The sequence below is a fragment of the Candidatus Saccharibacteria bacterium genome (assembly GCA_016789455.1).
Taxonomy (GTDB): Bacteria; Patescibacteriota; Saccharimonadia; order Saccharimonadales; family Saccharimonadaceae; genus CAIJKY01.
On sequence record JAEUQU010000002.1, the window covers coordinates 1,066,780 to 1,093,170 of the forward strand.

Annotated in this window: 26 protein-coding genes, 1 tRNA gene and 1 pseudogene; 7 read left to right on the forward strand and 21 right to left on the reverse strand. The window is 59.3% G+C overall.

Annotated features, from left to right (window positions below; translation table 11 throughout):
* Positions 1-68: 68 nt before the first annotated feature.
* From holA to JNJ66_06750, 8 genes are all read right to left on the reverse strand, one after another.
* The gene (gene holA, locus JNJ66_06715) at positions 69-1,007 is read right to left on the reverse strand and encodes a DNA polymerase III subunit delta (GenBank protein MBL8160120.1); all 939 of its coding nucleotides are present in this window, start codon (positions 1,005-1,007) and stop codon (positions 69-71) included.
* Positions 1,008-1,025: 18 nt separating this feature from the next.
* Positions 1,026-1,733 carry a hypothetical protein gene (locus JNJ66_06720; GenBank protein ID MBL8160121.1) on the reverse strand — a complete coding sequence of 236 codons (708 nt, stop codon included), beginning with the start codon at positions 1,731-1,733 and terminating at the stop codon, positions 1,026-1,028.
* A 39-nt stretch (positions 1,734-1,772) separates the two neighbouring features.
* Positions 1,773-2,648 (reverse strand): bifunctional DNA-formamidopyrimidine glycosylase/DNA-(apurinic or apyrimidinic site) lyase, encoded by an 876-nt coding sequence (gene mutM, locus JNJ66_06725; protein ID MBL8160122.1) that lies wholly within the window; start codon positions 2,646-2,648, stop codon positions 1,773-1,775.
* Positions 2,632-3,969 carry a hypothetical protein gene (locus JNJ66_06730; GenBank protein ID MBL8160123.1) on the reverse strand — a complete coding sequence of 446 codons (1,338 nt, stop codon included), beginning with the start codon at positions 3,967-3,969 and terminating at the stop codon, positions 2,632-2,634. The genes mutM and JNJ66_06730 overlap by 17 nt, the downstream gene beginning before the upstream one ends.
* Positions 3,970-4,063: 94 nt before the next feature.
* Positions 4,064-4,495: a dUTP diphosphatase gene (gene dut / locus JNJ66_06735; protein MBL8160124.1), complete on the reverse strand. Its 432-nt coding sequence runs from the start codon at positions 4,493-4,495 to the stop codon at positions 4,064-4,066.
* 11 nt (positions 4,496-4,506) lie between these two features.
* Entirely contained in the window at positions 4,507-4,962 is a 456-nt protein-coding gene (locus tag JNJ66_06740; protein ID MBL8160125.1) for an HAD-IA family hydrolase, read from the reverse strand.
* Positions 4,963-4,965: 3 nt separating this feature from the next.
* Positions 4,966-7,527 (reverse strand): DNA polymerase I, encoded by a 2,562-nt coding sequence (gene polA / locus JNJ66_06745; GenBank protein MBL8160126.1) that lies wholly within the window; start codon positions 7,525-7,527, stop codon positions 4,966-4,968.
* 13 nt (positions 7,528-7,540) lie between these two features.
* Positions 7,541-9,505 (reverse strand): sigma-70 family RNA polymerase sigma factor, encoded by a 1,965-nt coding sequence (locus JNJ66_06750; protein MBL8160127.1) that lies wholly within the window; start codon positions 9,503-9,505, stop codon positions 7,541-7,543.
* Positions 9,506-9,664: 159 nt separating this feature from the next.
* Here JNJ66_06750 and JNJ66_06755 point away from each other — a divergent pair, with 159 nt between their 5' ends.
* Positions 9,665-10,264 carry an AAA family ATPase gene (locus JNJ66_06755; GenBank protein ID MBL8160128.1) on the forward strand — a complete coding sequence of 200 codons (600 nt, stop codon included), beginning with the start codon at positions 9,665-9,667 and terminating at the stop codon, positions 10,262-10,264.
* On the opposite strand, the gene JNJ66_06760 is transcribed toward JNJ66_06755, so the two are convergent.
* Genes JNJ66_06760 through dnaG form a run of 3 tightly spaced genes read right to left on the reverse strand, consistent with a single transcriptional unit; the run spans position 10,254 to position 14,661 of the window.
* Positions 10,254-11,711 (reverse strand): sigma-70 family RNA polymerase sigma factor, encoded by a 1,458-nt coding sequence (locus tag JNJ66_06760; GenBank protein ID MBL8160129.1) that lies wholly within the window; start codon positions 11,709-11,711, stop codon positions 10,254-10,256. The genes JNJ66_06755 and JNJ66_06760 overlap by 11 nt on opposite strands.
* Before the next feature lie 44 nt (positions 11,712-11,755).
* Positions 11,756-12,844, reverse strand: coding sequence for an RNA polymerase sigma factor RpoD (rpoD, locus tag JNJ66_06765; GenBank protein ID MBL8160130.1), 1,089 nt, complete (start codon positions 12,842-12,844; stop codon positions 11,756-11,758).
* Between the two features lie 32 nt (positions 12,845-12,876).
* On the reverse strand, positions 12,877-14,661 hold the full coding sequence (gene dnaG, locus JNJ66_06770) for a DNA primase (protein ID MBL8160131.1): 1,785 nt from the start codon (positions 14,659-14,661) through the stop codon (positions 12,877-12,879).
* A 49-nt stretch (positions 14,662-14,710) separates the two neighbouring features.
* Between dnaG and JNJ66_06775 the strand changes: the two genes are divergently transcribed.
* The gene (locus JNJ66_06775; GenBank protein ID MBL8160132.1) at positions 14,711-15,322 is read left to right on the forward strand and encodes a hypothetical protein; all 612 of its coding nucleotides are present in this window, start codon (positions 14,711-14,713) and stop codon (positions 15,320-15,322) included.
* A 54-nt stretch (positions 15,323-15,376) separates the two neighbouring features.
* Here JNJ66_06775 and JNJ66_06780 read toward each other — a convergent pair whose 3' ends face one another.
* Positions 15,377-15,712 carry an MmcQ/YjbR family DNA-binding protein gene (locus tag JNJ66_06780; protein MBL8160133.1) on the reverse strand — a complete coding sequence of 112 codons (336 nt, stop codon included), beginning with the start codon at positions 15,710-15,712 and terminating at the stop codon, positions 15,377-15,379.
* 51 nt (positions 15,713-15,763) lie between these two features.
* On the opposite strand from JNJ66_06780, the gene JNJ66_06785 reads away from it, so the two are divergent.
* Positions 15,764-16,591 carry a hypothetical protein gene (locus tag JNJ66_06785; GenBank protein ID MBL8160134.1) on the forward strand — a complete coding sequence of 276 codons (828 nt, stop codon included), beginning with the start codon at positions 15,764-15,766 and terminating at the stop codon, positions 16,589-16,591.
* On the opposite strand, the gene orn is transcribed toward JNJ66_06785, so the two are convergent.
* From orn to JNJ66_06825, 8 genes and pseudogenes are all read right to left on the reverse strand, one after another.
* The gene (orn, locus tag JNJ66_06790; protein MBL8160135.1) at positions 16,588-17,124 is read right to left on the reverse strand and encodes an oligoribonuclease; all 537 of its coding nucleotides are present in this window, start codon (positions 17,122-17,124) and stop codon (positions 16,588-16,590) included. The genes JNJ66_06785 and orn overlap by 4 nt on opposite strands.
* 3 nt (positions 17,125-17,127) lie before the next feature.
* Positions 17,128-17,558: pseudogene (gene msrB, locus JNJ66_06795) on the reverse strand (peptide-methionine (R)-S-oxide reductase MsrB).
* Between the two features lie 4 nt (positions 17,559-17,562).
* A complete protein-coding gene (locus JNJ66_06800) occupies positions 17,563-18,003 on the reverse strand; it encodes an MscL family protein (protein MBL8160136.1) in 441 nt (146 codons plus the stop codon).
* Between the two features lie 79 nt (positions 18,004-18,082).
* Positions 18,083-19,765, reverse strand: a complete 1,683-nt coding sequence (gene argS / locus JNJ66_06805) for an arginine--tRNA ligase (GenBank protein MBL8160137.1) — start codon at positions 19,763-19,765, stop codon at positions 18,083-18,085.
* Positions 19,766-19,856: 91 nt separating this feature from the next.
* A complete protein-coding gene (locus JNJ66_06810) occupies positions 19,857-20,114 on the reverse strand; it encodes a hypothetical protein (protein ID MBL8160138.1) in 258 nt (85 codons plus the stop codon).
* A gap of 60 nt (positions 20,115-20,174) precedes the next feature.
* Complete coding sequence (locus tag JNJ66_06815; protein ID MBL8160139.1) at positions 20,175-20,579, reverse strand: hypothetical protein; 405 nt, start codon at positions 20,577-20,579, stop codon at positions 20,175-20,177.
* A gap of 167 nt (positions 20,580-20,746) precedes the next feature.
* A complete protein-coding gene (locus JNJ66_06820; GenBank protein ID MBL8160140.1) occupies positions 20,747-22,354 on the reverse strand; it encodes a CTP synthase in 1,608 nt (535 codons plus the stop codon).
* A 97-nt stretch (positions 22,355-22,451) separates the two neighbouring features.
* Positions 22,452-22,541: transfer RNA gene (locus JNJ66_06825), tRNA-Ser, on the reverse strand.
* Positions 22,542-22,638: 97 nt separating this feature from the next.
* On the opposite strand from JNJ66_06825, the gene JNJ66_06830 reads away from it, so the two are divergent.
* The 4 genes from JNJ66_06830 to JNJ66_06845 all read left to right on the forward strand — a co-directional run bounded on the left by JNJ66_06830 (position 22,639) and on the right by JNJ66_06845 (position 25,792).
* Positions 22,639-23,004, forward strand: a complete 366-nt coding sequence (locus tag JNJ66_06830; GenBank protein ID MBL8160141.1) for a prepilin-type N-terminal cleavage/methylation domain-containing protein — start codon at positions 22,639-22,641, stop codon at positions 23,002-23,004.
* A 70-nt stretch (positions 23,005-23,074) separates the two neighbouring features.
* On the forward strand, positions 23,075-23,830 hold the full coding sequence (locus JNJ66_06835) for an ABC transporter ATP-binding protein (protein ID MBL8160142.1): 756 nt from the start codon (positions 23,075-23,077) through the stop codon (positions 23,828-23,830).
* Positions 23,827-25,053 (forward strand): ABC transporter permease, encoded by a 1,227-nt coding sequence (locus JNJ66_06840; GenBank protein MBL8160143.1) that lies wholly within the window; start codon positions 23,827-23,829, stop codon positions 25,051-25,053. The genes JNJ66_06835 and JNJ66_06840 overlap by 4 nt, the downstream gene beginning before the upstream one ends.
* Positions 25,054-25,156: 103 nt before the next feature.
* On the forward strand, positions 25,157-25,792 hold the full coding sequence (locus JNJ66_06845) for a hypothetical protein (protein MBL8160144.1): 636 nt from the start codon (positions 25,157-25,159) through the stop codon (positions 25,790-25,792).
* A gap of 228 nt (positions 25,793-26,020) precedes the next feature.
* Here the strand turns inward: JNJ66_06845 and JNJ66_06850 are convergent, their stop codons facing one another.
* The gene (locus JNJ66_06850) at positions 26,021-26,350 is read right to left on the reverse strand and encodes a hypothetical protein (protein ID MBL8160145.1); all 330 of its coding nucleotides are present in this window, start codon (positions 26,348-26,350) and stop codon (positions 26,021-26,023) included.
* Between the last annotated feature and the right edge of the window lie 41 nt (positions 26,351-26,391).

The following is a 26,391-nucleotide window of genomic DNA, read 5'->3' on the forward strand; positions in this document are numbered from 1 at the left end:
CACCGGCCAGCCGTCGGCGCAGCAATGCGGGCCTCTGTCCGCCGCGCACATCTCAGCAATAGCCAGTCCTAGCGACTGGCTATTTTGATGAGTGTGCGCTCCAACAGCAGCCAGGGCTCGAGGCCGGTCGATTTGGTGTCATTATCGAGGTCGGCGATATCGGCGGCAATGGCAGCCATCTCAGCCGGGCTGGTACGGCGCGCCAGGGGCTGCATCTTCTTCAGCGGATATGGATGCACTTTCATATCTTTGGCGATGACATCCGGCGTCTTGCCGCGGCCGTAGACCAGCGCCGCCAGCTGCAGCACCTGCGAAGACAGCAGGCCGATCAGGCGGTACGGATCCTCGGTGGTGCGGGCAGATTGCAGCAGCGGCGCCAAGGCAGCAGGCTGGCGGTTAAGTGCAGCATCGAGCAGGGCGAAGACATTGGCCTGCGGCGTCGGCTCGACCAGCCGCTTGACGGCCGCTTCGTCGATGGTGCCATCGGGGTCATGACGGGCGCTATAGGCAATCAGCTTATCAAGCTCATTGCTCAACCGCCACTGATCCGGTCCGGCCAGGTGGACCAGGCCGCGGGCCACGACGCCGGCCAGTTTCACTCCCCGCTTGTCTGCCTCGGCCGTTACCCAGTTGACCGCCTGTGCCTCGGTCATTTCATTCAGTTCATTAACTGTTCCAAGTTTTTGCAACAACTTGAAGGTACGGGTGCGCTTATCGGGCGCCGTCTCCACCAGGCAGACATCGACACCGTCCGGCAGTTGCTCCAGACGGTCGCCCAGGGCCTCCCAGAGCGGCTTGTTGCGCCCAGCATCGCGCAGGATGACCAGCTTTTCGGCCGCGAACAGGCTGGCGCCCTGCAGGATGTCAAGCAGCCGGGCCGGCTCGACCGCTTCGCCGTCATAACGCTCGACACCGTGCGGGCCATACCGCTGCAACGCATCATCGGCCAGGTCTTTGACCGCCTGGCGGATAGCATAGCCGTTCGTGCCGGAATAAAGAGTTATCACCTTGTCAGTATAGGCAGTTTAGGCCGCTTCGCCAATGAGGTAAGCAGCTTTGACATCAGGCGTCCGCGCCACCTCGTCCTGCTGCACCGTGGCCGGATCGGGTGACGATGACGGGTATGGCACCTCGGCGGCAACGTCACCAGCCCTCACCGCCACGCGGCCGACGCCGCGGAAGACGACTACCCGCACCGGTACCGGCATCTCCTCATCCAGAGTGCGCCTGCCTTCTGCGACGACGCCGGTCACGCCGCACTCGTCGGGTTGGAGCGCCGCATCCGGCGTCCAGGCCAGTGCGTGTGGAGCCTGGTCCAGGACGGTCGCCTGCATGGTGCGGCCCGCCGGGTCGGCTTCATTGATCGAATTATATATCGCCAACACATGACTCAGGGAGGTACGGGTCAGTGAAGGGCGCACAAAAACCTCATTCGTGGCCGGGTCCCGTGCCGTACCCTGCAGTACCAGGAACGCCTCGCCGGGTGTCAGCAACTCTCCCCTGCCATCGGTATCAAAGTCGCAGGCGGGCAGCCCGGAAGGCACAGAGGGGCCGCCGGCCTCGGCGCTGGCCGCCGTCTGTGGCGGCGGCGCAGGTGCCGCGCCGGTACCGGTGCTACTGCTGCAGGCCGCGAGGGCCGTCACGGCCAATACGGCCGCACTGCGGCCACCCCACCGTTTCGTTCGTTCCCACCGGGTCACTGTCATCTCTGCTGCTTCGGCATTTCGTCGCACTGGCGCTCGTCCTCCTTATCTAAGGAGTTAGACTACAATCTATTGCTGTTTTTGGCAATGCGGACAAACATGCGTGCCGCGTCCGGCGACCCGGCTCTTCTCGATAGTGGTGCCGCAGCGCGGGCAGGGCTGGCCTTCGCGCCGGAAGACGCGGGCAAAATCGATATAACTGCCCCGCTTCCCCTCGGCGTTGACGTAGTTGCGGTCGGTGGAGCCGCCTTTCTCAATGGAGAGCAGCAGGACGGCGCGCATTTCATTAAATAACAGGGTTAACGAACTGTCCGATGTATTTTTAACCAAAGTGACCGGGTGGATACGCGCTCCCCACAGCGATTCATCGGCATAGATATTACCGATGCCCGCCACCACCGTCTGGTCCAGCAAAGCCGCCTTGATGCTGGTGTTGGCACGGCGGCGCAGGCGCTGGGTAAACTGCTCGGGCGTAAAATCGTCAGCAAGCGGCTCCGGCCCCACCTTCTGCATAAAATCTATGTTCGGCACTTCGAGGGTCGGCATCAGGCGCATCCAGCCGAACTTGCGCTGGTCGTTGAAAAACAAGGTGCTCCCATCGGTAAAGTGCAGGCTGACGCGTGTGCTGCGGTCCGGCAGCTGCCCGATCAGGCTGTCATTGGGGTGCCCTGCCCCGAAGCGTTCCGCATCCGCCCCGACGAACACCAGCTGACCGGTCATCTTCAGATGAACCACCAGGGTGTACTCAGTGCTCAGATCGATCATCAGCACTTTGGCGCGGCGCCGGACATCGGTAATAATGGCGTTGATCAAGAAATTAGCGACATCGGCCTCAGCCGCCAAAAAGCCCTTGGCCCAGTCATGGGTCTCACGGGCAACAGTCTTGCCAATGACGAGCCGGGACAATCCCCGGCGGACGGTCTCTACCTCAGGCAGCTCGGGCATGGTCCTCACTTTCGGCGGTGTCGGTTATTGATGGCTGGCGCATGGAATCGATGATATCCATCTGGATGATGCGCCGGGACAGTTCGGGCACCTTATTGTCTATGTCAAGCTTATTACAGGCATCGTCAATCTCGGTTTCAGTCGCACCGTCCCTCATCATTTTAGCAGTGCGGACGGCCATGGCGGCAGCGGCGCGGGCACCCGTTTCGCCGAGACGTTCTTCGTAATGATCCTTGTATTTGATCGCCCAGCCGACCACATCCCAACCAACGCTTTTTTTGACACGCGCTTTAAAGGCTTCCAGGTTGGCGGCGCCGCTCTCATATGGGGTGTCTCCGGTTTTGTGTGCGTACAACTGCGAAAGCTCATAGTCGTCGATGTCGGCCATGGTGCAGATATCGTCGAGCATTTCAATCTCGACTGGGTATGAATCGGGTTCCGTTTCGCGTATCAGGCCGTTCAGCTTTTCGGTCACGGGCTCGTCAATCATATGCGCATAGAGGCTGCCGATAAGATGGAGTCGCTCATGGGCGACCGTCCCTTTGCCAGCCTCCCTCGTCAGCACGTTGGTATTGCTTGGGCGCAAGGCATATCCTCTGTTGCCCTTGAGGTGCAGCTCATCCAGGGCACTGGCCGAATGGAGGCGGACCTGATCTGCGGTGGCATCGGCGGCGGCCAGGAGGTCGGGGTGCAGTGTGCCGCGCTTGACCGCCTCCTTCAAGCCACGGTCAAACCGTTTACGCTCCTTCTTGCCAAACTTCTTGAATTCGCGGCTCTTGGTGTAGCTGCGGGCAGCTTCGATACTGGCGGCGACAACCGTTAAAAAGGCCTCGGGGCTTGCCTCGGTGGCGAGCCATTCGGCCATACTCGTCTTGCTGCGGCGTTGTTCGCGGCGAAGCTTGCGCGGCAGCTTGACGCGGTCCGGGTGCAGGTTGCCCTCGAGACGACTGCGGCGGGTATCATCAAGGTCCGCCAGCTTTTCGCGCTCGGTCTTCATGACGTGTTCCAATTGTTCTGCACTCTTTTTAGCGGCCTGGTCGTACATCGACTCCATGCCCTCAACCTGGTTGAGCGTGGCATTTTCAAGGCGATGACGGCCGACGTATGGTTCAGGCTCGCCCGCCTCGCGCAGGGCCTGGTCGACGGCGACGCCACCCAGTCGGCGGTCGCCATGCTCCCAAAGGTGCTCCGCCAGGTCAGCCATCTCTGCGTGGCGCTGGGCAAAATGCTCCTGGCGTCGGGTGAGGTGCAGTGAATTAGCCCCGATGGTAAGGGCTTCGTGCGGAGAAGCGTGGCGGCTGTGGAGCTCGGGAGTTTTCATGCTTGTTTATATTATAGCTAATATAAACATTATAGCACAAAATTGCTTAAAAATCAATGAGATGGGAATATTGTAGCGCTATAGGACGTCGCGTCTAGCGGCCGGTGCTGCCAAAACGGCCGCTTCCCCGCTCGGTATCGTCCAGCTGGTCGGTGAGCTGCCACTCAATGCGCTCACAGGGGCCGATGACGGCTTGGGCAATGCGGTCGCCGTCCTGGACGGTATATGGATCCGGACTGAGGTTGACCAGGATGATCATCAGCTCGCCGCGGTAGTCGGCATCGATGGTGCCGGGGGCGTTCATGATGCTCAGGCCGTGGTTGGCGGCCAAGCCGCTGCGGGGACGGATCTGCAGTTCGTAGCCGGCAGGGATGGCCATGTAGAGGCCGGTGGGGATGGTGGCGCGCTGCAGCGACCCGAGAGTGACGGGCTCATCGAGACTGGCGGTGATGTCGATGGCGGCGGCGTGGGCGGTCTTGTATTCGGGGAGGGGGTGCTTGGAGCGGTTGATGACGGGTATCTGCATTGTGTTGTCCTTTATGCTGTTACATTTAATGAAGCGAGTGAGGTTTTTAATGAAATTAATGAAGTGTAGCGGATGGCCTGCATGCCGGTGGCGCGGGCGGCCTCGCAATACTCCCCGATGTCGTCGACCATCAGGCACTGCACAGGCGGCACGCCAAGCTGGGCGGCGATGGCGGTGAAGGCTTCTGGCGCGGGCTTTGCATGGCCGGTTTCGCCGGAGATGGCGGTGGCGTCAAAGTACTCCCCTGCTTCGCCCTGCCGGAAGTAATAGGCCAGCAGGCCGGTATCACTGTTGCTGAGCAGCCCGGTGCGGTAGCGCGGGCGCAGCGAGGCGATGAAGCTGAGCAGTTCCCGGTCTTTGCCGAGGCCGTCCCGCTTGGCCAGATCGGCCGGCGAGACGGTGTTGGGCCGGATGACGCCATAGAAATCGAAGATGATGGCCTGAATGGGCGGACGGGTACCGGCCACCTGCTAGAGCTCGCCCCAGTTGTCACCGGTCGAGACATCAACCTTGAGCTTGACCGGCAGCTTGTAGATGTTCTCCATGGTCTCGCGCAGGACGGTGGCGACCTGCTGGGCGTTGGCACGGGGTGCTTCCACCAGGATCGAGTCGTGTATCTGCAGGACCTGTTCGCCGAGGCCTTCAAGCTTTTGCTCCACTTCCAGCATTGCTAATTTCATTAAATCAGCTTCGGTGCCTTGGATGGGCATGTTGGCGGCGGCGCGCTTGGCAGCCTCGCGCACTACGAAGTTGCTGGACTTAAGGTCCGGCGTCGGGCGGCGGCGGCCGAAGATCGTCTCTACATAGCCGCGCTCCAGCGCCTCGGCGACGGTGCGGTCGATGTACTGGCGTACCGGGGCGCGCAGCTCGAAGTAGGCGTCGATGAAGGCCTTGGCTTCGTCACGCGTCATGCCGGTAGCCACGCTTAGGCCGTGCGGGCTCATGCCGTAGAGCACGCCGAAGTTGACGGTCTTGGCGTGGCGGCGCATGTCCTTGGTCACCTCTTCAAGCGGCACGCCATACACCTGGGCGGCGGTGGCGGTATGAATGTCGATGTCGTTGTTGAAGTCTTCGATCATCTGCTTGTCATCGGCCAGGACGGCGGCCAGGCGCAGTTCGAACTGGCTGTAGTCGGCGCTGACAAAGACATGACCGGGCGCCGGCACGAAGGCGCGGCGGATGGCCTGCCCCAATTCCGTGCGGGTGGGAATGTTCTGCAGGTTGGGATCATGTGAGCTGAGGCGGCCGGTAGCGGCCACATCAAGCGCGAAGGTGGTGTGCAGCTTGCCGTGCTCATCCACCAGCTTGGGCAAGGCGTCGATGTAGGTGCCCTTGAGCTTGGTGTATTCACGCCAGGTGGTGATGAGGTCGGCGATGGGGTGGAGGCCGCGCAGCTTATCCAACTCCTTGGCACCGGTGGAATACCCGGTTTTTCCACGTTTTATCCCCAGGGTGGGCAGACCCATCTTCTCAAACAAGATTGTGCCCAGTTGCGAGGGTGAGCCGATGTTGAAGGTCTGGCCGGCCAGTTCATAAATCTTTTGTTCAAACTCTTCGATGCGGACGGCGAACTGCTGGCTCATGTCGGCCAGGGCGGCGCTGTCGAGGTGGATGCCGCGGTGCTCGATGCGCGAGAGCAGCGGAATCATGGGGAATTCCATGTCATGGGCCAGACTGCGCAGCTTGGGTGCTTCTACCAGTTGGGCGGTCTGCTCCTGGTAGAGTTTCCAGATGGCGGCGATGACTGCCCCGCCGTCAGTCGGCTCGATGGCTTGGCCGGCCAGGTCGCTGAGTTCGCGGGAGCGCTGAAGGGCGTCGATTAAAAAGGCAGCTATGCGGGTGTCGTGGCCGACTTCGGCGGGAATTGATATATTGCGCGCCAGTAGTTCACGGAAGCATGTCTTTAGGTCATGACCAATAACCGGGCCGTTCTGTACAGCCATTAAATTACTGTTGAAGTCGTCTTTTGCCAAGCCATCGAGACTTAGTGCACTGTAGGCACCTGGCTTTGCACTAACCAAAAGATGATTGTTAGCCAACTGCATTATGCGAGTCTCGCCTTTTTCAAAGTCCTGTATTCGGAAAGGTACGCGTGCAGCCTTTTCAATCGGCTCGGCCGGCGCTTCGGCTGCCTCCACCGCTTCGACGGGAACGTGCGCCTCCACCTGGCGCAACAGGGCCCGGAATTCCAGACGCTTGAACAGTTGCACCAGCTCGGGCGTCAGGCCGTCGGGCTGCAGACACTTATCAAAGTCCATGTCGAGCGGTAGGTCGACGATCAACGTCACCAGTTTTTTGCTGAGGAAGGCCATGTCGCGGTCGCGCTCCAGCTTGGCCTGCAGGGCCGGCTTTAATTCATCAAGGTGTTCATAGACACCTTCGAGTGTGTCGTATTTCTTGATGAGTTCCAGTGCGGTCTTCTCCCCGACGCCGGCGACACCCGGAATATTATCACTTGAGTCACCCTTGAGCGCTTTGACGTCGATCCACTGATGGGCACCGACGCCGTACTTGGCCTCAAATGACTCGACGTTGAACAACTCGATGTTAGAAAAGCCCTTTTTCAAGGTGTAGATATGAGTATGTTCGTTGACCAGCTGCAGCACGTCAAGGTCACTGGTGACCAGATAGCTCTCAATGCCACGGGCGCCGGCCTGCTTGGCGAAGGCACCCATGATGTCGTCGGCCTCGTAGTCGTCAAGCTCGTAAAGCGGCCAGCCAAGCGTATCCAGCAACTCATGCAGGATGGGCACCTGTTCATAAAAATCAGGTGGCGCCGGCTTGCGGTTAGCCTTGTACTCGGGATACAGCTCTTTGCGGGCGCGGATGTTGGTCTTGGGCTTGTCCCAAGCGACGCAGACATAGTCCGGCTTGAGCTTGCGGACGATCTCCATAGCCATGACGGCAAAGCCGTAGACGCCGCCGGTGGGCGTGCCATCCTTAGTAGCGAGATTCGGCATGGCGTAATAACCACGGTAAAAGACTGATTTGCCGTCGATGATGACCAGACGTTTGGAATAAGTGGTAGGCATATCCCCTATTGTATCAGGCATCTGTAGCAGGCGCCCCGCCCAGGCCGCGTAGTTTCGACAGTGCACGGTGCTTGGTAACGCGCAATGTTCCGGGCGTCGGAAGGTTTTTTGACAGGCCGAGCCGGTGCAGTTCGATCGCAGCCTCCTCATAACTTAAGCCGTCCAGCTCAGTAAGGACGATGAGCGTCCGCTGCATCACCGGCAGACTCTGCAGCGCCTGGACAAGCCAGGGACTGAGCTGATCTGCCACTACGGTTTTTTCGGGTATAAAGGACGAGCTTGCAGGTAATGATTGGGTTGCCATGTCAACCACTGTCACTCCCCGCCTTTTTACCGCTCTATACGCGTCGGCTTCCTTATTACGAAATATTTTTACCAGGTACGCCGTAAAATTACTTGCTTGACCGGCGCGGAGTGGATCATACGTACGCACTGCCCTTATAAGCGCTTCGGTCATCTCGCCATCAACCAGCACGCCACCGCTGCCCGTAATCTCATCAGACACACCACTGCGTGCCACCCGCCGGAGACGCGGCAGGTAATGCCCGCACAGCAGGTTTTCGGCATATGCCGAGCGCTGGGCATAGTATCGTTTGGCGATGCCATTGCCATTCTCGTCCTCTGAAAGCAGGGTCGCCAAAGAAGCACGGCTTTGCCGGTTCACTGCCAGCAGCATCATTACATCATCTTCCGACAACCTTGGCGGCGACGTGGCCGGACTGACGGCGGCATCCCCGAAACGATCACGCAGTTCGGTGGTAGTCGGCAGGCCGTCGATAGCACCAGCAGCCAATTCAAAGGCGGCCAAGCCCATCCGCCGGCGCATCACTTGCTGGCGGTCAGAGATAGTGAGAGCCTCCGGTGCCACCTGTTCAGGAGTCTTATTTTCAGTGGCTGCAACGCGCGATGTGCCGACGCCCCGAAGGGCGCGGCGTTTGATTTTTTTGCGAGCGCTCCACTTGGCATTACGCAGTCCCAGAGGTGTGGCATCAGGCCATATGCCATGCCACCTCATGTATGCGGCGGCCTGTGGAGCGGTCATGCCCTCCATGCCGGTCAACACTAGTGTCGCGACCTCCTGGGCGGTCAGTCCTTTCAGCAACACAATCAGCCGTTTGTCGCCGTCGATACGGTCGATGAGCGCGTCTTCAGTACCAGGTGATAGCACCATATCAGCAAGCAGTGCCGGATTCCGCGATACTACCTCGGGGTGCCGGAGCGACCGGACCATGTAGCGCACCCTTTCACGGAGACCTTGGCGTATACGCTTGAGGTGGTCCTTGTCGTAGCGTTCATTGTGAGGATCATAGCGTCGTATGGCAGATGAAAGATACTCCAAGGCATCTGCTTCAATCAACTCAATATCACTCGACTCCCGGTCTTCCGGTTCAATGAAAGTCGACACTGCCGGACGCCAAGCCGCCAACAATATACGCTCGGCATACTCCGCCCGGCGCCTGTGCAGGGCGGTTGCGGCGTCATCATCGCGCTCTTCCGCCGCCAAAGCCTCTGTGCGGCCGTGCCATGCGACGCGCAAGAGTAAAGGATAGTCATTTTCGGCCAACAACGCCTGGTCGCCGGTGGGCGCCAGACGCCATTCATCGTGGCCAAACGTCTGTAACAGGCGATCAAAGTCCCACTCGTCAAGCTCATGGATAAAGGACAACCGGTCGAAGTATGCCACCGGTGCCTGCACGGGGATGCCAAGAGCCTGCTGCAGCGCCAGCCTGGCAAGCTTTGCACGTCGGCTGACCGTGGCAGCACTCACGCCAAGCTCCACGCCTGCTTCACGCACCGTCCTGAACCTGATCGCGCAGTACTCTAGGATTTGGCGCTGGCGAGCGTCCAGGCCGCTGTAGGCTTCCGCCAATTGTTCGTCCGAAAAATCAAGCGTATCGTCAGTTTGCGGCGAATCCGCCAGTGGCGCGTCAGCTTCATCTCCAGAGACGTCCAAGTAGTGCCGGAGGGCACGAGCCAATACCGCTGTTTCATAAGGCCGCCCGGCATCAGGCAATTTCCCGTTCTCCATTCCTTGCACAACTTTCTTGGCGTCCATTATGTCTAGCGCCGCATTGTTACTTTTTATAACACAAAACTGCAATATGTATAGCATACAAGTATGGTATAGTGTTGCCATATGAAACCTTTATCACCTGAGCCGCCCATCATCCTCGCCTTCGTCGGCATGCCCGGCTCCGGCAAGGGTACCTGCACCGATTTCTTAGAGGCCGAGTACCACTTTCCGGTCGTCCATTTCGGCTCCATGGTGTATGAGGAAGTCCAGCGCCGCGGCCTTGATAACGTGGAGGACGAAAAGTTCGTCCGCGAGGACATGCGCGCCAAGGAAGGTCCGGCCACCCTGGCCATGCGCAGCGCCCGGAAGGCTGAGGACTATTTTGCTGAAGGCCACGCCGTGGTCGTCTTTGACGGCCTTTATAGCTGGAGCGAGTTCAAATATCTTGATGAGAAGTATGGCGACCGCCTGATTACCATCGCGCTGGCCGCCGCCCGCGCCGAGCGTCACCGCCGCGTCGTCGAACGGAAGGACGGACACCGCCGCTACACCTACGAACAGGTGCGGGCCCGCGATATCAACGAGATTGAACACCTGGAAAAAGGCGGCCCGATCGCCTACGCCGACTTCACTATCGTCAACAGTCTGGACCAGGCGGATCTGCGGAACCAGCTTGCAGCGCTACTAGCCCAGTTGGGTATTCACAAGCCGGTTACCGAGTAGCCGATCGCAGGTCAGTGATGACCGTCGCGGGATGCAACGACCAGACATGGGTATATTTGTGGCGCCGGCTCATGACTATCGGGGTCTGCCGCAGGGCTGGACACACCTTCTGTAGCCGCTCGACAACCTCCATCATCGTCCGCCGCCGCCTGGCACTGACAAGCTGCTTTAATTGGGAATCACTCATGGTTTCGTCAGGCGCAAGCCGCATCAAGGCGTTAAGTACCAGGACGGCGATACCGGCATCACCCTTGTCGTCGAGCTCATCAAGGCGGATGGTACGGATGGCCTCGCCGTTCTCCGGAATACCGCTCTGAATAGTACCGTCGTCTATAAAGCGGATGAACGGCCTGCCGGGGCGTTCAGGGCCCACGAAGCGCTCCGGAGGTGTCTTGAAGGCCGGGCCGGCGGCTTTCTTCTTGAGTGGAGCGGCCACAGGTGCTTCTGGCGGGACGGCACCGACTTCGGCGGCTGATGGTGCGAATGGAGACTTCTGGTGCTCATCCGCGGATAGCACCTCCGCGCCCGGCTCGTCACGCAGCCGGCGAATCGGCTCGCCGCTCTCCAACGCTGCCCTCAAACGATGGACCGCCCGGTGGAATCTGCCCCTGAGGGTGCCCTCTTTCACCCCTGTGACAGCGGCAGCTTCCGCGTAAGTCATGCCCTCATGGCCGACCAGTCTGATAATCTCCCGTAGCTCATCCGGCAGCTGTGCGACCAGTACAGTCAACCTCGCCAGCTCTTCACGGGCAATAACCTGCCGTTCAGGATCAGAAAATGTTACCTGCCCGGTCGTACCCTCTGCTATATCGCCACCGTAGCCGTACCCGTACTTTTCGCCACGGCGCCTGTCGCGGATAGCATCAATGACCGCACGCCTGATGATGCGCAGTGACCATGCCCGAAAGGTAAAATCAGCGTACCTGCCCGCCATATCCAGGGTGCTGATGGTTCCGTCCAGTCGATGCATAGCGTCAGAGACGGCATTGGCCCACACTTCGGAACGGTAGCCATATTGCGGCCCGAGCATAGTCTGTGCGGTCGCCTCGACGAATGGCAGAAGGGATGACAGCAAGATGGCGCGCGCCATATCGCTCCGCCGGTCTGACTCTGACTGGCTTCCCTGCTGTGCTATGAGGATAAGTGCAATCTGCTCGTCATTGCTCAGGTGTAGCCTTTCTGCTCCTACCCGCGCCCTGATTCCATAGCCGTACCGCTCGGTCAGTTCCGCCTCATCAATATGACTGACATCGGGAAGCGAAAGCCTTTCTTGTACCACCACAGACTCAGCGGATTCGTCAGCGTCATGCTCCTCACTGTTCACCATCTCGGCAGTCAACGCCGCAGCCATACCGCCCATGAACTGCCGGCTTACGGGGTCGGCTTCGCGGCCGGCCAGTACGGCCTCCGTCTTTTCGGGGTGTGCTGCGGTGTCGCTCTTGTCCATACTCTATCTAGAAAGAGTATAGTACCACATATTTTACAGGCCGGCTATTTCAGATATTCGTACAGCTTGCGAGCGTCCTTGTGCTTACGCAGCTTGGCCAAGGCCTTCGCCTCGATCTGGCGGATGCGCTCACGGGTGACGGAGAACTCCTGCCCCACTTCTTCGAGCGTGTGGCTCTTGCCGTCTTCCAGGCCGAAGCGCATCTTGAGAATCTTCTGCTCGCGCTCGGTCAACGCACCCAGGATGCCTTGGACCTGCTCGCGCAGCAGCTGCTTGGTGGCTGATTCCTCGGGGTTTTCGGCATCTTCGTCCTCGATGAAGTCACCCAGCACCGAGTCTTCGTCGTCGTTACCGACGGTGGCGTCAAGGCTGGAGATGTCCTGCTTGATCTTCATGACGTACTCGACCTTGTCGACTTCGATCTCCATGGCGGCGGCGATTTCTTCGTTGGTCGGTTCGCGGTTCAGCTCCTGCGTCAGGCGGCGCTGGGTGCGCAGCAACTTGTTGATGGTCTCCACCATGTGGACCGGAATACGGATGACGCGGGCCTGGTCGGCGATGGCACGGGTGATGGCCTGGCGGATCCACCAGGTAGCGTACGTGGAAAACTTAAAGCCCTTGTCCGGGTCGAACTTCTCGACGGCGCGCAACAGGCCGGTGTTGCCTTCCTGGATCAGGTCGAGGAAATCGAGGCCGCGGCCGCTGTAGCGCTTGGCGATAGAGACGACCAGGCGCATGTTGGCCTCAGCCATCTTGTCTTTGGCGTCCTTGTCACCTTCCTTGACCTTGTAGGCCAGGTCGAGTTCTTCCTGCGGGGTCAGCAGCGGAATCTTACCGATTTCGCGCAGGTAGAGGCGGACGGAGTCATCGGAGATGTCATCGAGGTAGCTGGTGTTGGCCAGGGCGTCCTCTTCACTCCATTCCTCTTCGTCGACTTCGGCCAGGTCGTCCTCGATCGGCTCGATACCTTCGAGCGGCTCGATGGTGCCGAGCGAGTCGTCGCTGATGTCAGCCACAAAGTCATCCACCTGGGCGGCGTCGTCGGCCGGCAACTGCTGGACGTGCGGCTGGTCGGCGGCGTTGTCGCCGGCTGGTGCGTCAGTCCGGGGTGCGTCCTTAGTTTTTTTCGCCATCTTCAAAACCTCTTTCTCATTACTCTTCTAGACTACTTCAATCTGACGAGCCGTTGCTGCAACTGCTGGTACTGCAAGGCAAGCTGCGTCCGTGACGCCTCATCACCTGCTTCATAAGCCTGCTGCATCTGCTCGCGGATGTTTTGGAGTTTCATTTTGATTGTCTCGGCATTGATAAGGCTGGCTAATTGCAGTGCTTCTTCATAAAGGCTCTGTGCGTCCCACTGCTGGCCACCATAGCGTTCTTCCGCTTGTAACAGTATTATTTTGCCATAGGTTTCGTTCTCACGCAACATATCAGGGGTGAACGGTTGCTGGCCGAGGGTGCTGAGCACGTCGTGAAGCTGCTGGCGGCGCCCCTCGTGCAGATCCTCACTTTTCACGTGAAGCAGGCTCTCACGGGCGGCGGGCAGCATGGCGTTGATAGCCAGGAAGGTGTCTTCCCGGGCAAAGGGGTCGCGGCCGGCAGGCTTGGCCTTGATAGTCTTCTGTTCGGCTGGCCGTGCAGGCTGGGCGCCGGCGCGGGCGGCGGGCGACGTATCGGACGCCAGGCGGGCCAGTTTGGCGAGCAGCGGTGCCGTCGGGATTGAGAGCTTCCCTGCCAGGTAATCAACGTAATGCTGGACCTGCACCGGATCGTCAACCTGACGGATCAGCGCCAGGGCCTGCGAGGAGATGGCAGCCTTGCCGGCGGCCGTTGCCGGATCGCTGCGGCGGACATACTCATCAATCACCCACTCCACTGCGTCACGCGTCTGTGCTATCGCCGCAAGCCAGGCATCGACGCCCTGGGCCTGGATCAGCTCGTCCGGATCCTTGGCGCCTTCCGGCAGCACGATGACACTCAAACTGACACCGGCCGTCTTGCCCAGCGGGATGACGCGCTCGGTAGCAGCGATACCGGCCTTGTCACCATCAAAACAGAGGCGGATGTTGCGGCTGAAACGGGCAATGGTCTTGAGGTGGTGCTCGGTCATGGCCGTGCCGGCAGTAGCCACTACCTGCCCGACACCGGCCTGGTGGCTGCTGACGACATCGAGGTTGCCTTCGACGACGACCGCGTAATCACTGCGCCGGATCGGCTCTTTGGCCAGCTCCAGACCGAAGACATGGTGGCTTTTGTCATAGAGCGGCGTGGCCGGAGTATTTAGGTATTTGGGCGCCTTGATGGATTCATCAATCAACCGGCCGGTGAAGCCGATCGTCCTGCCCTGCGGATCGCGCAGCGGCACCATCATGCGGCCGCGGAAGAGGTCGCCCAGGCCGGAGCGGCGGCGGGTACTGAGGCCGGCATCCACCAGTTCGCGCTCGCTGTAGCCGCGCTGCATCAGCAGGCGGGTCAGGCCGGTGTGGTTGTCAGGGGCATACCCAAGGGCGAAATTCTGGACAACTTCCTTGCTCAAACGCCGCCGTTCAAAGATATAATCCTGCGCAACTTTGCTTTGGATCATGGCCTGCTGGAAATATCGGGTGGCCAGGGCGATCAGGCCGTAGAGGCGTTCACGGCGGCGGGCAGCAGCACCATCACCCTTCTGGTAATCGGTCAGCTCGACGCCGGCCTTGCGGGCCAGCATAGACAGCGCTTCCTTAAAATCGACACCTTCCACCTCCATGACGAAGGCGAAGATGTCACCGCCCTTGTTGGTGCTGAAACAGTGCCATATCTGTTTGTCGGGACTGACGAAGAAGCTCGGCGTCTTTTCCTGCGTAAAAGGACTGAGGCCGCGATAACTGCGCCCCGCCCTCTGCAGCGTGACATATTCACCTATCACGTCCACAATGTTGAGGCGTGCGCGAACTTCTTCTTTGGCATCCATACCCTGATTATAGACTACTAGGGGTGCCGGCGGGTGCTATACTACAGATATGTCACCAGAAAAATTCACAGAAATCGTAAAAAACAACAAAAAAGGCATTTTTATCGGGCTCGCGGTGTTCCTCGTGCTGTTCATCGGGCTGCCGCTGACGCTCGACAGCCTCAAGGACAGGACGCCGGGCCGCGTCGCCGCCTACCAGGCGCGGCTGCAGGGCATCGCCGACCTGGCGGACGATCAGGACCGCTGGATCAATGACGAGCGGCTCGAGAACGAGAACACCAACATGAAGGTATTGCTTGGCGGTTCCGCCACCCAGATCGGCAGCTATATCGCTTCGCGCTGGGGCAAGGCCGACCCCGAGGGCGCACGCGTGGCCGCCCAGGCCAAGACGTTGGCCGAGATTGAGACCAGCCTGCAGGAATCCCGCCTCAGCAACACCTACGAGCGGACCTACCGCGAACTGATGACCATGGAGCTGGCCTCTATGTACGAAGAGGCCACCGTCCTCTCCACCAAGACCGGCGCCAAGGGCAAGGAGCTGTTCAGCGGTATCTCCGAACAGATCGAAGCCGCCTACAAAGGCTTCGTCGCGCTGGACGAGACACCAGCCGAAGAGCCGGCCGAGGAAGATGCCGCGCAGGAATCAGGCACCGAACGATAGCGCCACCCGTCAAAAAAGAGACGCCCGAGAGCGTCTCTTTTCATATCTGACCGCTTATGATGCTTTGACCAGCTCGTAGGAGTGCCTGATAAGGTCACGGATCTCATCATTGCTCAGCTGGCCGCTGCAGATGATAGTGTTCCAGTGCTTCTTGTTGAGGTGGTAACCCGGCAGTACTGTCTCGTAGCGCTCACGCAGGGTCAGGGCCAGCTGCGGGTCGCACTTCATGCTGATGCGCAGCGGGTCGGAATCTTCGGCGATGATGACGAAGAGCTTGCCCTTCCCCTCGTCGTCGCGGCCGTACTTGTAGACGGCGGCGTCTTTGCCGAACGGATAATCGAGCCAGGTATCTGGCAGGCTGAAGATGAAAGTTTCGAATTCTTTGTGCATAATTACTCGAGACGGACGACGAGCCCGTAAACGAGTGTTATTATAACATATATGAATCGAGAACGCATTTACCCCGATCACCTCTATGAACCGTCCCGTGTAGCACTGGCGCAGCAAATATTGCAAAAGGAACTTCGCAAGCTATTTCCCGAGCTGTCGCCAGAGAACCGAGGACAGCTCGATATTGCCGTGACCGGCTGGGCGCAGCGTCCCTCTGAGTATCATTTGGACGAAATGGAGCTGCGCGACTTCTGGAACATCTTTGCAGCCATGATGGAAAGCGTAAAGCTGAAACCAAAATTCGTAACACTTCTCACGGCCGGCAACTACCATTGGCGACGCGAGCAGCTCGTAGTGGCGGACATCGGCATGTCATCGCCATTCGATCAGTTACAACAACTCCCTGGGCTAAAAGCCCGGCCGGGCACGACATTTGCAGATATAGGCAAGGCGCTGTCAGACAAACCCGATCTTATAGCGGAGCATCGTCGCATAGTAGAATCTCACAGCACCGATGCCGAACAGAATACCTACCCCATCATCGTACGCGAACAGGACGGCAGACTGCAGGTGATGGACGGAAACCGTCGCGCCTTGCTGGCTTTTATGCATGGGCAACGGCTGATTGATGCATGGGTTTACCGTTCGGACGGCGAGGCGCCTAAGGACTTCTGGGTTCCGGTCAATGACCTATACCAGATAGTAGCCATGTATAAAATTGCCAAAGAAACCGGTCGCGCCGAGCAGGACGGTCCAGTGCTCAGGCGCATGCTAGACATACACTTCAGTCAAAGTGCCGTTGCCGCTATCAGCTTTGAAGATCGCATTCTTTCACGGGACGACACGGCCCGGGAGCTGTACGGCATACTCCCTGCTTAGCCCTGCTTTACCTTGGCAATATAGTGCTGCAGCTCCTCAATCGAGCCGCGGATGTCTTCCAGCGCCCGGTGCTTCTCCGGCTTGACGTACTTGGCGGCCCGGAACTTGCCCTCAAAGACGACCTTCCAGGCGCTGACATCGAGCATGCGGTAGTGCAGCTTGGCATCCAGGGTTGGCCAATACTGACGGATGAAGCGGCGGTCCTGGTGGATAGAGTTGCCGGCCAGGATGACGCGCTCGCCCGATTTGAAGTGGGCGTCGACGAAAGCGACCAGTGCCGCTTCAGCCTGCTCCTCAGTAGTGCCGCTGGCCCGGCAGGCTTCAGTCAGGCCGGAGGCGCCGTGCTGCTTATGGCTGAACTCTTCCATGTTGTCCAGCACGGTATCGGGCTGGTGGATGATGGCTTCGTAACTGGCGTATTCGGTGAAATTCCAATCAGTCGCGATGGCAGCGACTTCAAGGATACGGTCTTTGGCAGGATCGAGGCCGGTCATTTCCAGATCGACCCATAGGAGGGTGGCGTGTTTGGTCATGGCTTATAGTATACCTGATTCATCGGCAGCCGGCGCATTTTCATCAGGGGTGAATGCCAGGCTGGCCGAATTGACGCAATAACGCTGGTCGGTCGGCGTGTCGTACCCCTCCCCTTCGAAGACATGACCCAGATGGCCAGCGCACCGGGCGCGCTGATATCGATGCGGTGCATGCCGTGGCTGAAGTCATGCTGGTAATCAACCGCTCCGTCGCGGGCATCATAAAAAGTGGGCCAACCACAGTGGCTTTGGAACTTGGTTCCGGCATCGAACAAGATATTGCCACAGGCCGCACAGGCGTAGATGCCCGGCCGGCTTTCATATAGATATTCGCCGGTGAACGGTGCTTCGGTAGCCCGCTGGCGCAGGCTAGCGAATTGTTCGGGTGTCAGCTGGCGGCGCCACTCATCCTCGGACTTGTGGATGGCGGGCATGGCCTTACTCTTCTTTCTTTTTGTCGAGCTTATCGAGTTTAAGGCCAAGGACGATGAAGTAGATGACCGCCGAAAGGGCGATGAACTTTATAAGGGCATCGATCAGCGCGCCCAGGTCGTACTCGGCGCTGCGGCCCCAGAACGCAACCGGTATCACCAGGTCTTTGAGGCCGTCCGCACCCAGGATCAGGACAACAGTCGGGGTGATGACCGAACTGACAATCTGATTTACCAGTCCTGTGGCCGCCGTACCGATAGCCAGACCGATGGCCAGTCCGACCACGCCTTTTTCGCGGACGAATTGGACAAAGCCAGCCAGCTGATTAGTGGTGGCGCCGGCGATCGCCTTGCCCGCCAGAGCGGCCTTAACCTGCGGTCCGGTCGCCTTGCTGGTCTCCACTTCTTCGTTATCTTCGGTTTTTTTGGCATCGGTCATCTTTAACATGACAGTCTCCTCTGTTCAGACTTACTATACACCGTTGCCAGTGGCGTGACGGTGAAAAATTTCACGTGAAATAGTGCCGCTACAGGCGCTCGGGCGCGGTGATGCCGAGCAGCTGCAAGCCGCGGCGCAAAGTATCTGCATAGACCGTGACCAGCGCCAACCGCTCGGCTTGGCGCGGATCTCCGATGACCCGGCTCTTCTCGTAGAAGCGGTTGAAGGCCTGGGTCAGCTCGTAGAGATAGGTGCAGATCAGGTGCGGCAACAGCTCGACGATGGCGCGGTCGAGGACTTCGGCATATTCGGTCAGTTTGAGGGCTAGGATGCGCTCCTCTTCGTCCAGCGTCAGCGCAGAGACAGCCGGGAGCTCGCCGTCATGTTTGGAAAGAATGCTGCAGGCCCGGGCGTGAGCATACTGCAGGTACGGTCCGGAGTTCCCTTCCAGGCTGACCGATTCCTGTGGATCATAAATTATGTCGCCACCGATGCGCTGTTTCAAAAGTGAATATTTGATGGCGCCAAGGATGACGTCGTAGTCCGTGCCGCGGCCATCATTCATCTGGGAACCGGCCTCAGTGGCGGCGTCCAAGACATCCTGGGCCAGCAGGCCGTTGCCCTTTCGGCTGCTCATCTTGACGCCGCCTGGCAGCTTGATCAGGCCGTGGGTGATGTGCAGGCTGCGTTCGGCGACTTCGGGATGGAAGTGCCCAAGCACTTTGAGTACCACCTTCATGTATTCAACTATGTCGTTGGCGGTGATGATGATACCTTTATCGAACTGGTAATCGCGCCATTTGATGGCGGCCAGGCCAAGATCCTTGGCCTCATAGGTAGGGATGCCAGCCGAGGTCATGAAGACGCGGGTGTGTAAGCCCTGCTCTTCCCCTTTGTAGACGATAGCGCCGTCGGATTCACTCAGCACACCTTCGGCCAGGCCGCGATGCACAAGGTCGACGCCGACCGGGGCGCATTCGCTTTCTGGCAGGTAGCGCGCGAACGGCGAGACCTGTAGTTGTTCATAGAGCTTTTCAAAGCCTTCGTAGCTCCACTGGCGGCAGGTCCAATAAATGTGTGCGAATGGAGTATCGCGATCGCCACTTTCAAATAGTGCATACACTTTTTTATTAATGGCAATTATTTCGGCCTTGGCCGCCTCATTTTCTTCATAGGCGGCGGTGCCTTCGACGTAGCGGCGGGTCACCCAGACGGCGCGTTCGGCCTCTGGGATATCCTGTAGTTTCTCGGGGTGTTCCCCACCGAGCGTCTGGATGATGCCCCACATGGCCCTGCCGACATGCAGACCGACGTCACCGCCGAAGTTGACCCGCTGCACCGTGGCACCGGCCACTTCATGCAGCCGGGCAATAACGTCTCCCACCAGAGTGGTGTAGAGATGACCGGCGTGCAGCACCTTGAACGGATTGGGGTCTGAGTATTCTGCAACGACCGTCTTGCCGGCATAGTGTTGAGGTACCTCTGACAGACGGGCCAGCTGGCCGGCCAGCGCCTGGTCGTTGACACGCAGGTTGAGAAAGCCGGGGCCAGCTACCGAGACTTCGGTGAAGAAGGGCTGCTCGCGCAGGTGGCCGGCGAGCTGCTCGGCAATCTGACGCGGCGGACGGCCCAGCTCGCGCGTCAGCTGCATGGCTACGTTGCTTGCGAAATCACCGAACTGCGGATCGGGCCGGCTGAGTTCGGGGACGACAGCACTGTCAAACAGCTGTTTGACGGCGTTGGTCAGGATGGTGGTTGCCTCTTGTTTCATCGTGTGCATTATAACAGAGGTGTGGGCATTATTAATAATTGTACAGATATGCTAATGGCTACTCTATATCCAAAACTCAAGTGCACGTTAGCTAAGAGTGTCTCTTCTTTGCAACAGAAGAACGCCACGGCTGACGAGATGCCAGTGCAAAAGAGATGATACTGAATACTGCCCACATAATCCATGCGGGGTGCCGCTCGTCAAAGAAAAAAATGTACGCCGCAAATAACAAGTACCCAAGGCTGACAAGCAACCACTCCAAGCGTTTACTCTTGAATATAAAGTGACCTATCGTCAGCAGCACTACAAAGATTGCAAAGCCAGTGAGAAAAATACTTACTTCGTTCATTACAGACTAATAATAGCAGTAGTTGGGCAACGGAAGGAATTTCCCTCCGTTGCCCACGCCTTACCCCTTGTAGCAACCCTCTAGGTACCACCACCACGACTTGGGAGCCAGCATGGTTCGGCCACCAGGGCCCTGCACCACCCGTGTCGGCTGGTTGAGCGGCGTAGCCACGGTCAGACACATGTCGTCGCGGTGCCCGGCGAACCCGATGCCGACACCGATCACGCCAGCCGCCGCTTGTCCGACAAGCCCGACAAGCCCAGCACCGACCGTCAGCGCACCCCCTGCCCACGCAATGGATGCCGTGTTGTCATTGGTGAAGTGCGTGTAGCGCACCCCCTTCCAGTCCTCGTAGTGATTCCCGAACGCGTCGTGGCCTTCGGCCGCAGCTGCGACTCCCGACGTGCCAAGGGCGAACCCGATGGCAACAAGCACGACAACCAGCGCAGAGCGCAGTCGTCTCATGGCACCTTTCCTTGGGTGAGGCGTCCGCATGATAGAGCGGAATTTTAGTCTATAAACTTAGTGACATACTGTCAACAATAAATTTATGCATATTTTAAAAAACGCAAAACAGTTTTTAGTGCCTACTGGGAGGCACTTATTTATTAAATGTCAATGAGGAACAGGTGCTATGTCTTAGCTGCCGCCTTGGCCGCCCGGATCAGACCGGTGAACAACGGATGCGGCACCGTCGGCCGCGACTTGAACTCCGGATGCGCCTGGGTGGCGATGAAGTACGGATGGTCGACAGCCTCGACCATCTCGACCAGCCGGCCGTCGGCGGAGGCGCCGCTGACCCGCAGGCCACCCTCGTTCATCAGCTGCTCAAAGGCGCGGTTGACCTCATAGCGGTGACGGTGGCGCTCGACGATATGGCGGCTGCCATAGACCCGTTCGGCCAGGGAGCCTTCGGCGATTTCACAGGGATAGTCACCTAAGCGCATAGTGCCGCCGGTGGCCTCCTTGCCCTTCTGGTCTTCCATGATGTAGATGGCATTGTGTTCAGTGCCAGGCGTGAATTCTTCGCTGGTTGCCCGCGTTTCACCGCCGCGGCGGACGGCGGCGATGACCGCCACCTGCATGCCCAGGCAGATGCCAAGGTACGGCACGCCGGCCTCCAGCGCGTAGCTGGCCGCAGCGATCTTACCCTCGGTGCCACGTGAGCCGAAGCCGCCCGGCACCAACAGACCGTCATATTTATCAATCAGTTCCTGGCCATGTGTCTCGAAGGCTTCGGCGCTGACCCATTCATACTCAAGTGAGGTGGATTCGTTCCAGGCGGCAGCCTTGAGGGCCTCCAGGACTGAGATGTAAGTATCTTCGTTATCGAGATATTTGGCCACGACGCCGATCCTGACCTTATCGTCGTACTGGGTCGTCGCCTTCTTGACGGCGTCTTCCCAAGCAGACATATCCGCTTCCGGGGCTTCGATGTGGAAGTTTGACAGCAGCAGATCATCAACGCCCTTCTCGCGGATGGTCAACGGCACGCGATAGACGGTGTCGGCGTTGCTGAGCACGATGACGGCATTCTCACGGACACCCCCGAACATACTGAGCTTACGGACTATACCATCGGTGACCGGCCGCTCGGTACGGGCCACGATGACATCGGGGATGATGCCGTATTGCCGCAGGTCGCGCATGGCGTTCTGGGCAGGCTTGGTCTTGAATTCCTTGCTAGCAGAGAGGTATGGCACGTAGACGACATTGACGAACTGGCAGTGGTCGCGGCCGACCTTGGCGGCCAGTTCGCGGATAGCCTCCAGGAACGGCGCACCCTCGATATCGCCGGCCGTGCCACCGATCTCAACGATGTGCACGTCGGATCCCTCACCCGCTGCCACGATGGCCTCCTGCAACGCATTAGTGAAGTGCGGCACCAGCTGGACCGTCTTGCCCAAAAACTTACCGTTACGCTCGTCCTGGATAAGGTTGCGCAGCACAAAACCGGACAAAGTAATGCTGCGGCGCGTCATGTCCTCATTCAAAAAACGCTCGTAGTGTCCGAGGTCGAGGTCCGTTTCGGCGCCGTCGCGCGTGACGAAACATTCGCCATGTTCGGCCGGGTTGAGCGTGCCAGCATCGACATTAAGATATGGGTCGCACTTCTGCATCGTCACCTTAAGGCCACGGGCTTTTAAAACGGCGCCGATAGATGACGCCGTGATGCCCTTGCCGACACCGGAGAGCACGCCCCCTGTCACAAACAGATAACGGGTGGGGGATGTATTCATGTTTCGTAATTATACCAGAGACTTCGCGGAAGCTGAAAGCCTTACTTTGACAACGAAAAACGACGGCGCGGGCCGTCGTCTTCATCGTAAATCAACCTGGCGGAGAGAACAGGATTCGAACCTGCGATAGCATTGCTGCCATACACGCTTTCCAAGCGTGCGCCTTCAACCACTCGGCCACCTCTCCGTATCGCCTACAGTGTACAGCATAACGGCACCAGGGACAAAATGACCGCCGCTGTGTTAATGACATGCGCCAGCCGCGTGCTATATACTGATGCCCTATGCGTCGCGCTTATGGCTTTGCTATCGTCGAACTGCTGATCGTGACGGTCGTCATCGGTATCCTGGCGGTAATCGCCTATGCGACCTACCGCGATGGCCAGGAGAGGGATATGGTCACAAACCGCCCGCAGCCCCCTATCGGGCAATACATGAAGCGCGAAGACTCTCAGATCCGGGGCGGCCCACTACACTACGACAACGATGGCGACGTGCAGGCCGCCAACTGCACCGGCACCCAGCAGTACTTCACGATCGACCGCGATTCCATCATCGGCAACTACGGGGTGCGGCCAGCTATTACCACAAGCAGTTTGACATTTGGCAAAAGCAGTTGTACTAAATACTTCCTTTTCCCTGTTGTTTAGTGACGTGCTTACTCTCTATAATTAAATGACTGTCAGCATTAAAGCAAAGCCCAAGACAGACATTTTTTATATGAGAAGCCACCCAGTCATTGAACTCACCAACCTTAGCAAGATGTTCGGCTACGGCGACGCCACCACCGTCGCTCTGGACAGTATTTCCCTCAGCATTAAAAAGGGTGAATTCGTGGCCATCATGGGGCCCAGCGGCTCGGGCAAGACGACGCTTATGAACATCCTTGGCCTGCTCGACACCCCGACCCACGGCGACTACGCCTTGAGCGGCCAGATCGTCGGCCGGCTCAGCAGCCGCAAGCGCGCCAAGATCCGGCGCACCAAGATCGGCTTCGTCTTCCAGAGTTTCAACCTGCTGGGCCGCATGAACGTGCTCGATAACGTCTCCCTACCCTTGATGTACAGCGGCAAGTCAAAACTCAGCCGCATCCATGCCGCCAGCCGCCTGCTCAAGACGTTCGGGTTACAGGAGCGCGAATATTATATGCCGCACCAGCTCTCCGGCGGCCAGCTGCAGCGCGTCGCCATCGCCCGGGCGCTGGTCAACCGGCCGTCCATCATCCTGGCCGATGAACCCACCGGCAACCTCGACTCCCGCGCCAGCGAAATCATCATGCACGAGTTCCGCGAGATCCATAAGCGTGGCAATACCATCGTCATGGTCACCCACAACCCCGCCCTGACCGTCTACGCCGACCGCGTCATCCAGATGGTCGACGGCCGCATCGCCAGCGACAGCAGCGAGCGCAAGGCCGCCCGCCGTGCCAGCAACCGACCGGTCGCCAGCACCGCTCCGAAAGGCCGTGCCTCATGATGTGGCTGGCAGACATCCGCATCGCCGTCGCCAGCCTGCGGGCCACGCGCGTCAGAACCTTTTTGACCGTCTTCGGCATCATCATCGGCGTCGCGGCCGTCACGCTGGTGCTGGCACTGGGCGAAGGGGCCAAGTCGGCCATCCAGAACCAGGTCTCGCTCTTCGGCGGTGACGTAGCTACCGTCCGCCCCGGCAAATTGTCACGCGATGCCAGTGGCAACATCATCGGCTACGACCTGCTGGCCAACTTCAATGCCAGCACCCTGACGGAATACGACGTGGAGCTGGTAGCCAGCACGCCCGGCGTGGCCGGCGCCTCGCCAGTGATGGGACTGCGCAGCTCGGTGGTGGCCGGTCCGCGCAGCATCGATGAGACCCAGGTGGTGGCCACCAATCAGCAGTTCCCCGAGATATTGGCCCAGCGGGTCAAGACCGGCGAATTCGTCAGCCCCGAGATCAACCGCAATACGGTCGTACTGGGCAACACCCTGGCCAATCGCCTCCTTGACAGCGACCAGACCCTTGGGCAGCGCGTCAGCATCCGTGGCGAAGAATACACCGTCATCGGCATCCTCGGCCACACCCAGACACCACTGGCACTCAACGGCCTCTTTGACAGCAACATGGCCGCCTACGTCAGCCTTGATGCCGGCAAGGCCATGAACCAGGGCATCGCCCAGATCCAGACCATCAACTTCCGGGTGCCCAAGGGTGGCGACATGGAGAAGGTCAAGGCCGAAGTCTACCGGCGGCTGGCCGAAGCGCACCACTCTGACGATATTGCCGTCATCAGCTCCAAAGAAGCCTTCAGCATCACCGAGGATATCTTCACCACCATCACCAAGTACACTGCCGGCGTGGCAGCTATCTCGTTGCTTGTGGGCGGCATCGGCGTCATGAACATCATGCTGGTCGCCGTCACCGAGCGCACCCGCGAAATCGGTATCCGCAAAGCCGTCGGTGCCACCAACGGCCAGGTCTTGCGTCAATTCCTGATCGAAGCCATCATCATGAGCCTGACCGGCGGCATCCTGGGAGTGGGCCTGGCAGCACTGATATGCCTGCTTCTCTCCTTCGGCCTGTCATTTACCCCGATCATCACCTGGGCCATCTTCGGTTCGGCCATCGGCGTATCGCTGCTGGTGGGGGTGCTATTCGGTATTTTCCCGGCCGTACGGGCCGCCCGCAAGGATCCCATCGTCGCCCTGCGGCAGCTGCAGTAGCGCAGTAACAGGGGTCACAAACGTCGCACTTTCATGTTTGCCTTAAGCATGATATGCGATATAATGAGACCAAAGTACGAGATATGTGTAAAAAGGGGCGGCAATGAACAACACGGGACCACAGAACCAAGCTATAAGCGATGACCAGGAACTCGCGAGCGTATTGAAGGGCATGCAACAGCAGAACCACGCGCTTTCCACTACTCCTGGCGTCAGCGACCAGGCATCATCGTTTGAAGAGACACCGCTGCCGACCGCTGCCACGCCAGCCGGCCCGGCCATCTCCATTCCCTCCCTGCCACCGCTGCCGGCACCAGCTGCCGAGCCGGCCGCAGCCGAACCTGCTGCCGTTGAAACACCGGCAGCTCCGGCCGTCGATCCGGCACCAGCCGCTGCTCCAGCCGAACCGGCTGCCGAGCCAGTCGCCGCACCGGCTGTCACGGAAACACCAGCTCCAGTCGCCGCACCTGCCGCAGCTGAGCCCGCCCCAGAGCGTGGCGGTGAGCTCGACACCATCAAGCGCGAGGCCCTGGAAGAACTGCGCCCACTGGTTGGCAAGCTGAACCTGCCACCCAAGGAAAAGTTCGACACCATGCTCCTGATCATCCGCTCGACCGATGACAAGAGCCTGCTCGACCCGGCCCACGAAGCCGCCCGCGCCATCACCGACGAGGAAGAGCGCGCCCAGGCCCTGCTCGATATCATCAAGGAAATCGACTACTTCTCTTCGCAGCAGTAAAAGAAAAACAATGGAACGCCCCGGCCAGTCCGGGGTTTTTCATGTGCATCACTGTTATCCAGTGCCCATTTACCCTTGAAACGAGAATGCCCCGCGTCCATTTGTCATGGATGCGGGGCGTGTGCCTCGGCCAGCCCTGAGGCTGACGGGTGGCACCGAGGTGCCGGAAAGACGGTGCGGCCGCCATTGGTGGTGGCGCGGCCATGTGTTGGACTGATCTGCGGCTCCTTACCCCGCAGCCTTGAGGCCCGTCGCCTGTTCAGACGTTCGCAGCCGGATGCGGGTGGTACGTCGGAAGTGGGCGATGCCCGCCGGGGTCAGCCGGAGTACGCGGCGGCCTCGCCGCTCGCTCCGGGTGTTCTGACTCAGCATGGCGAGTCGGAGGAACGTCAGCTGGCCGATGGCCGCCTGAGCGTCACTCGGACTGCGGAGCCCCCGGACGGCGCGGACGAGCCGCTTGTACAGCTGCGTGTCGCTGCCGTCGAAGGTGAACTCACCGTCTTCCTGCGACAGCAGGAATTGGGCGAGGGCGCTAGTGTGTCGCGAGATGCCTGCCACGTGTCATCACTCTTTCTCGTGCTTGAGGGTAGGTGGTGTCT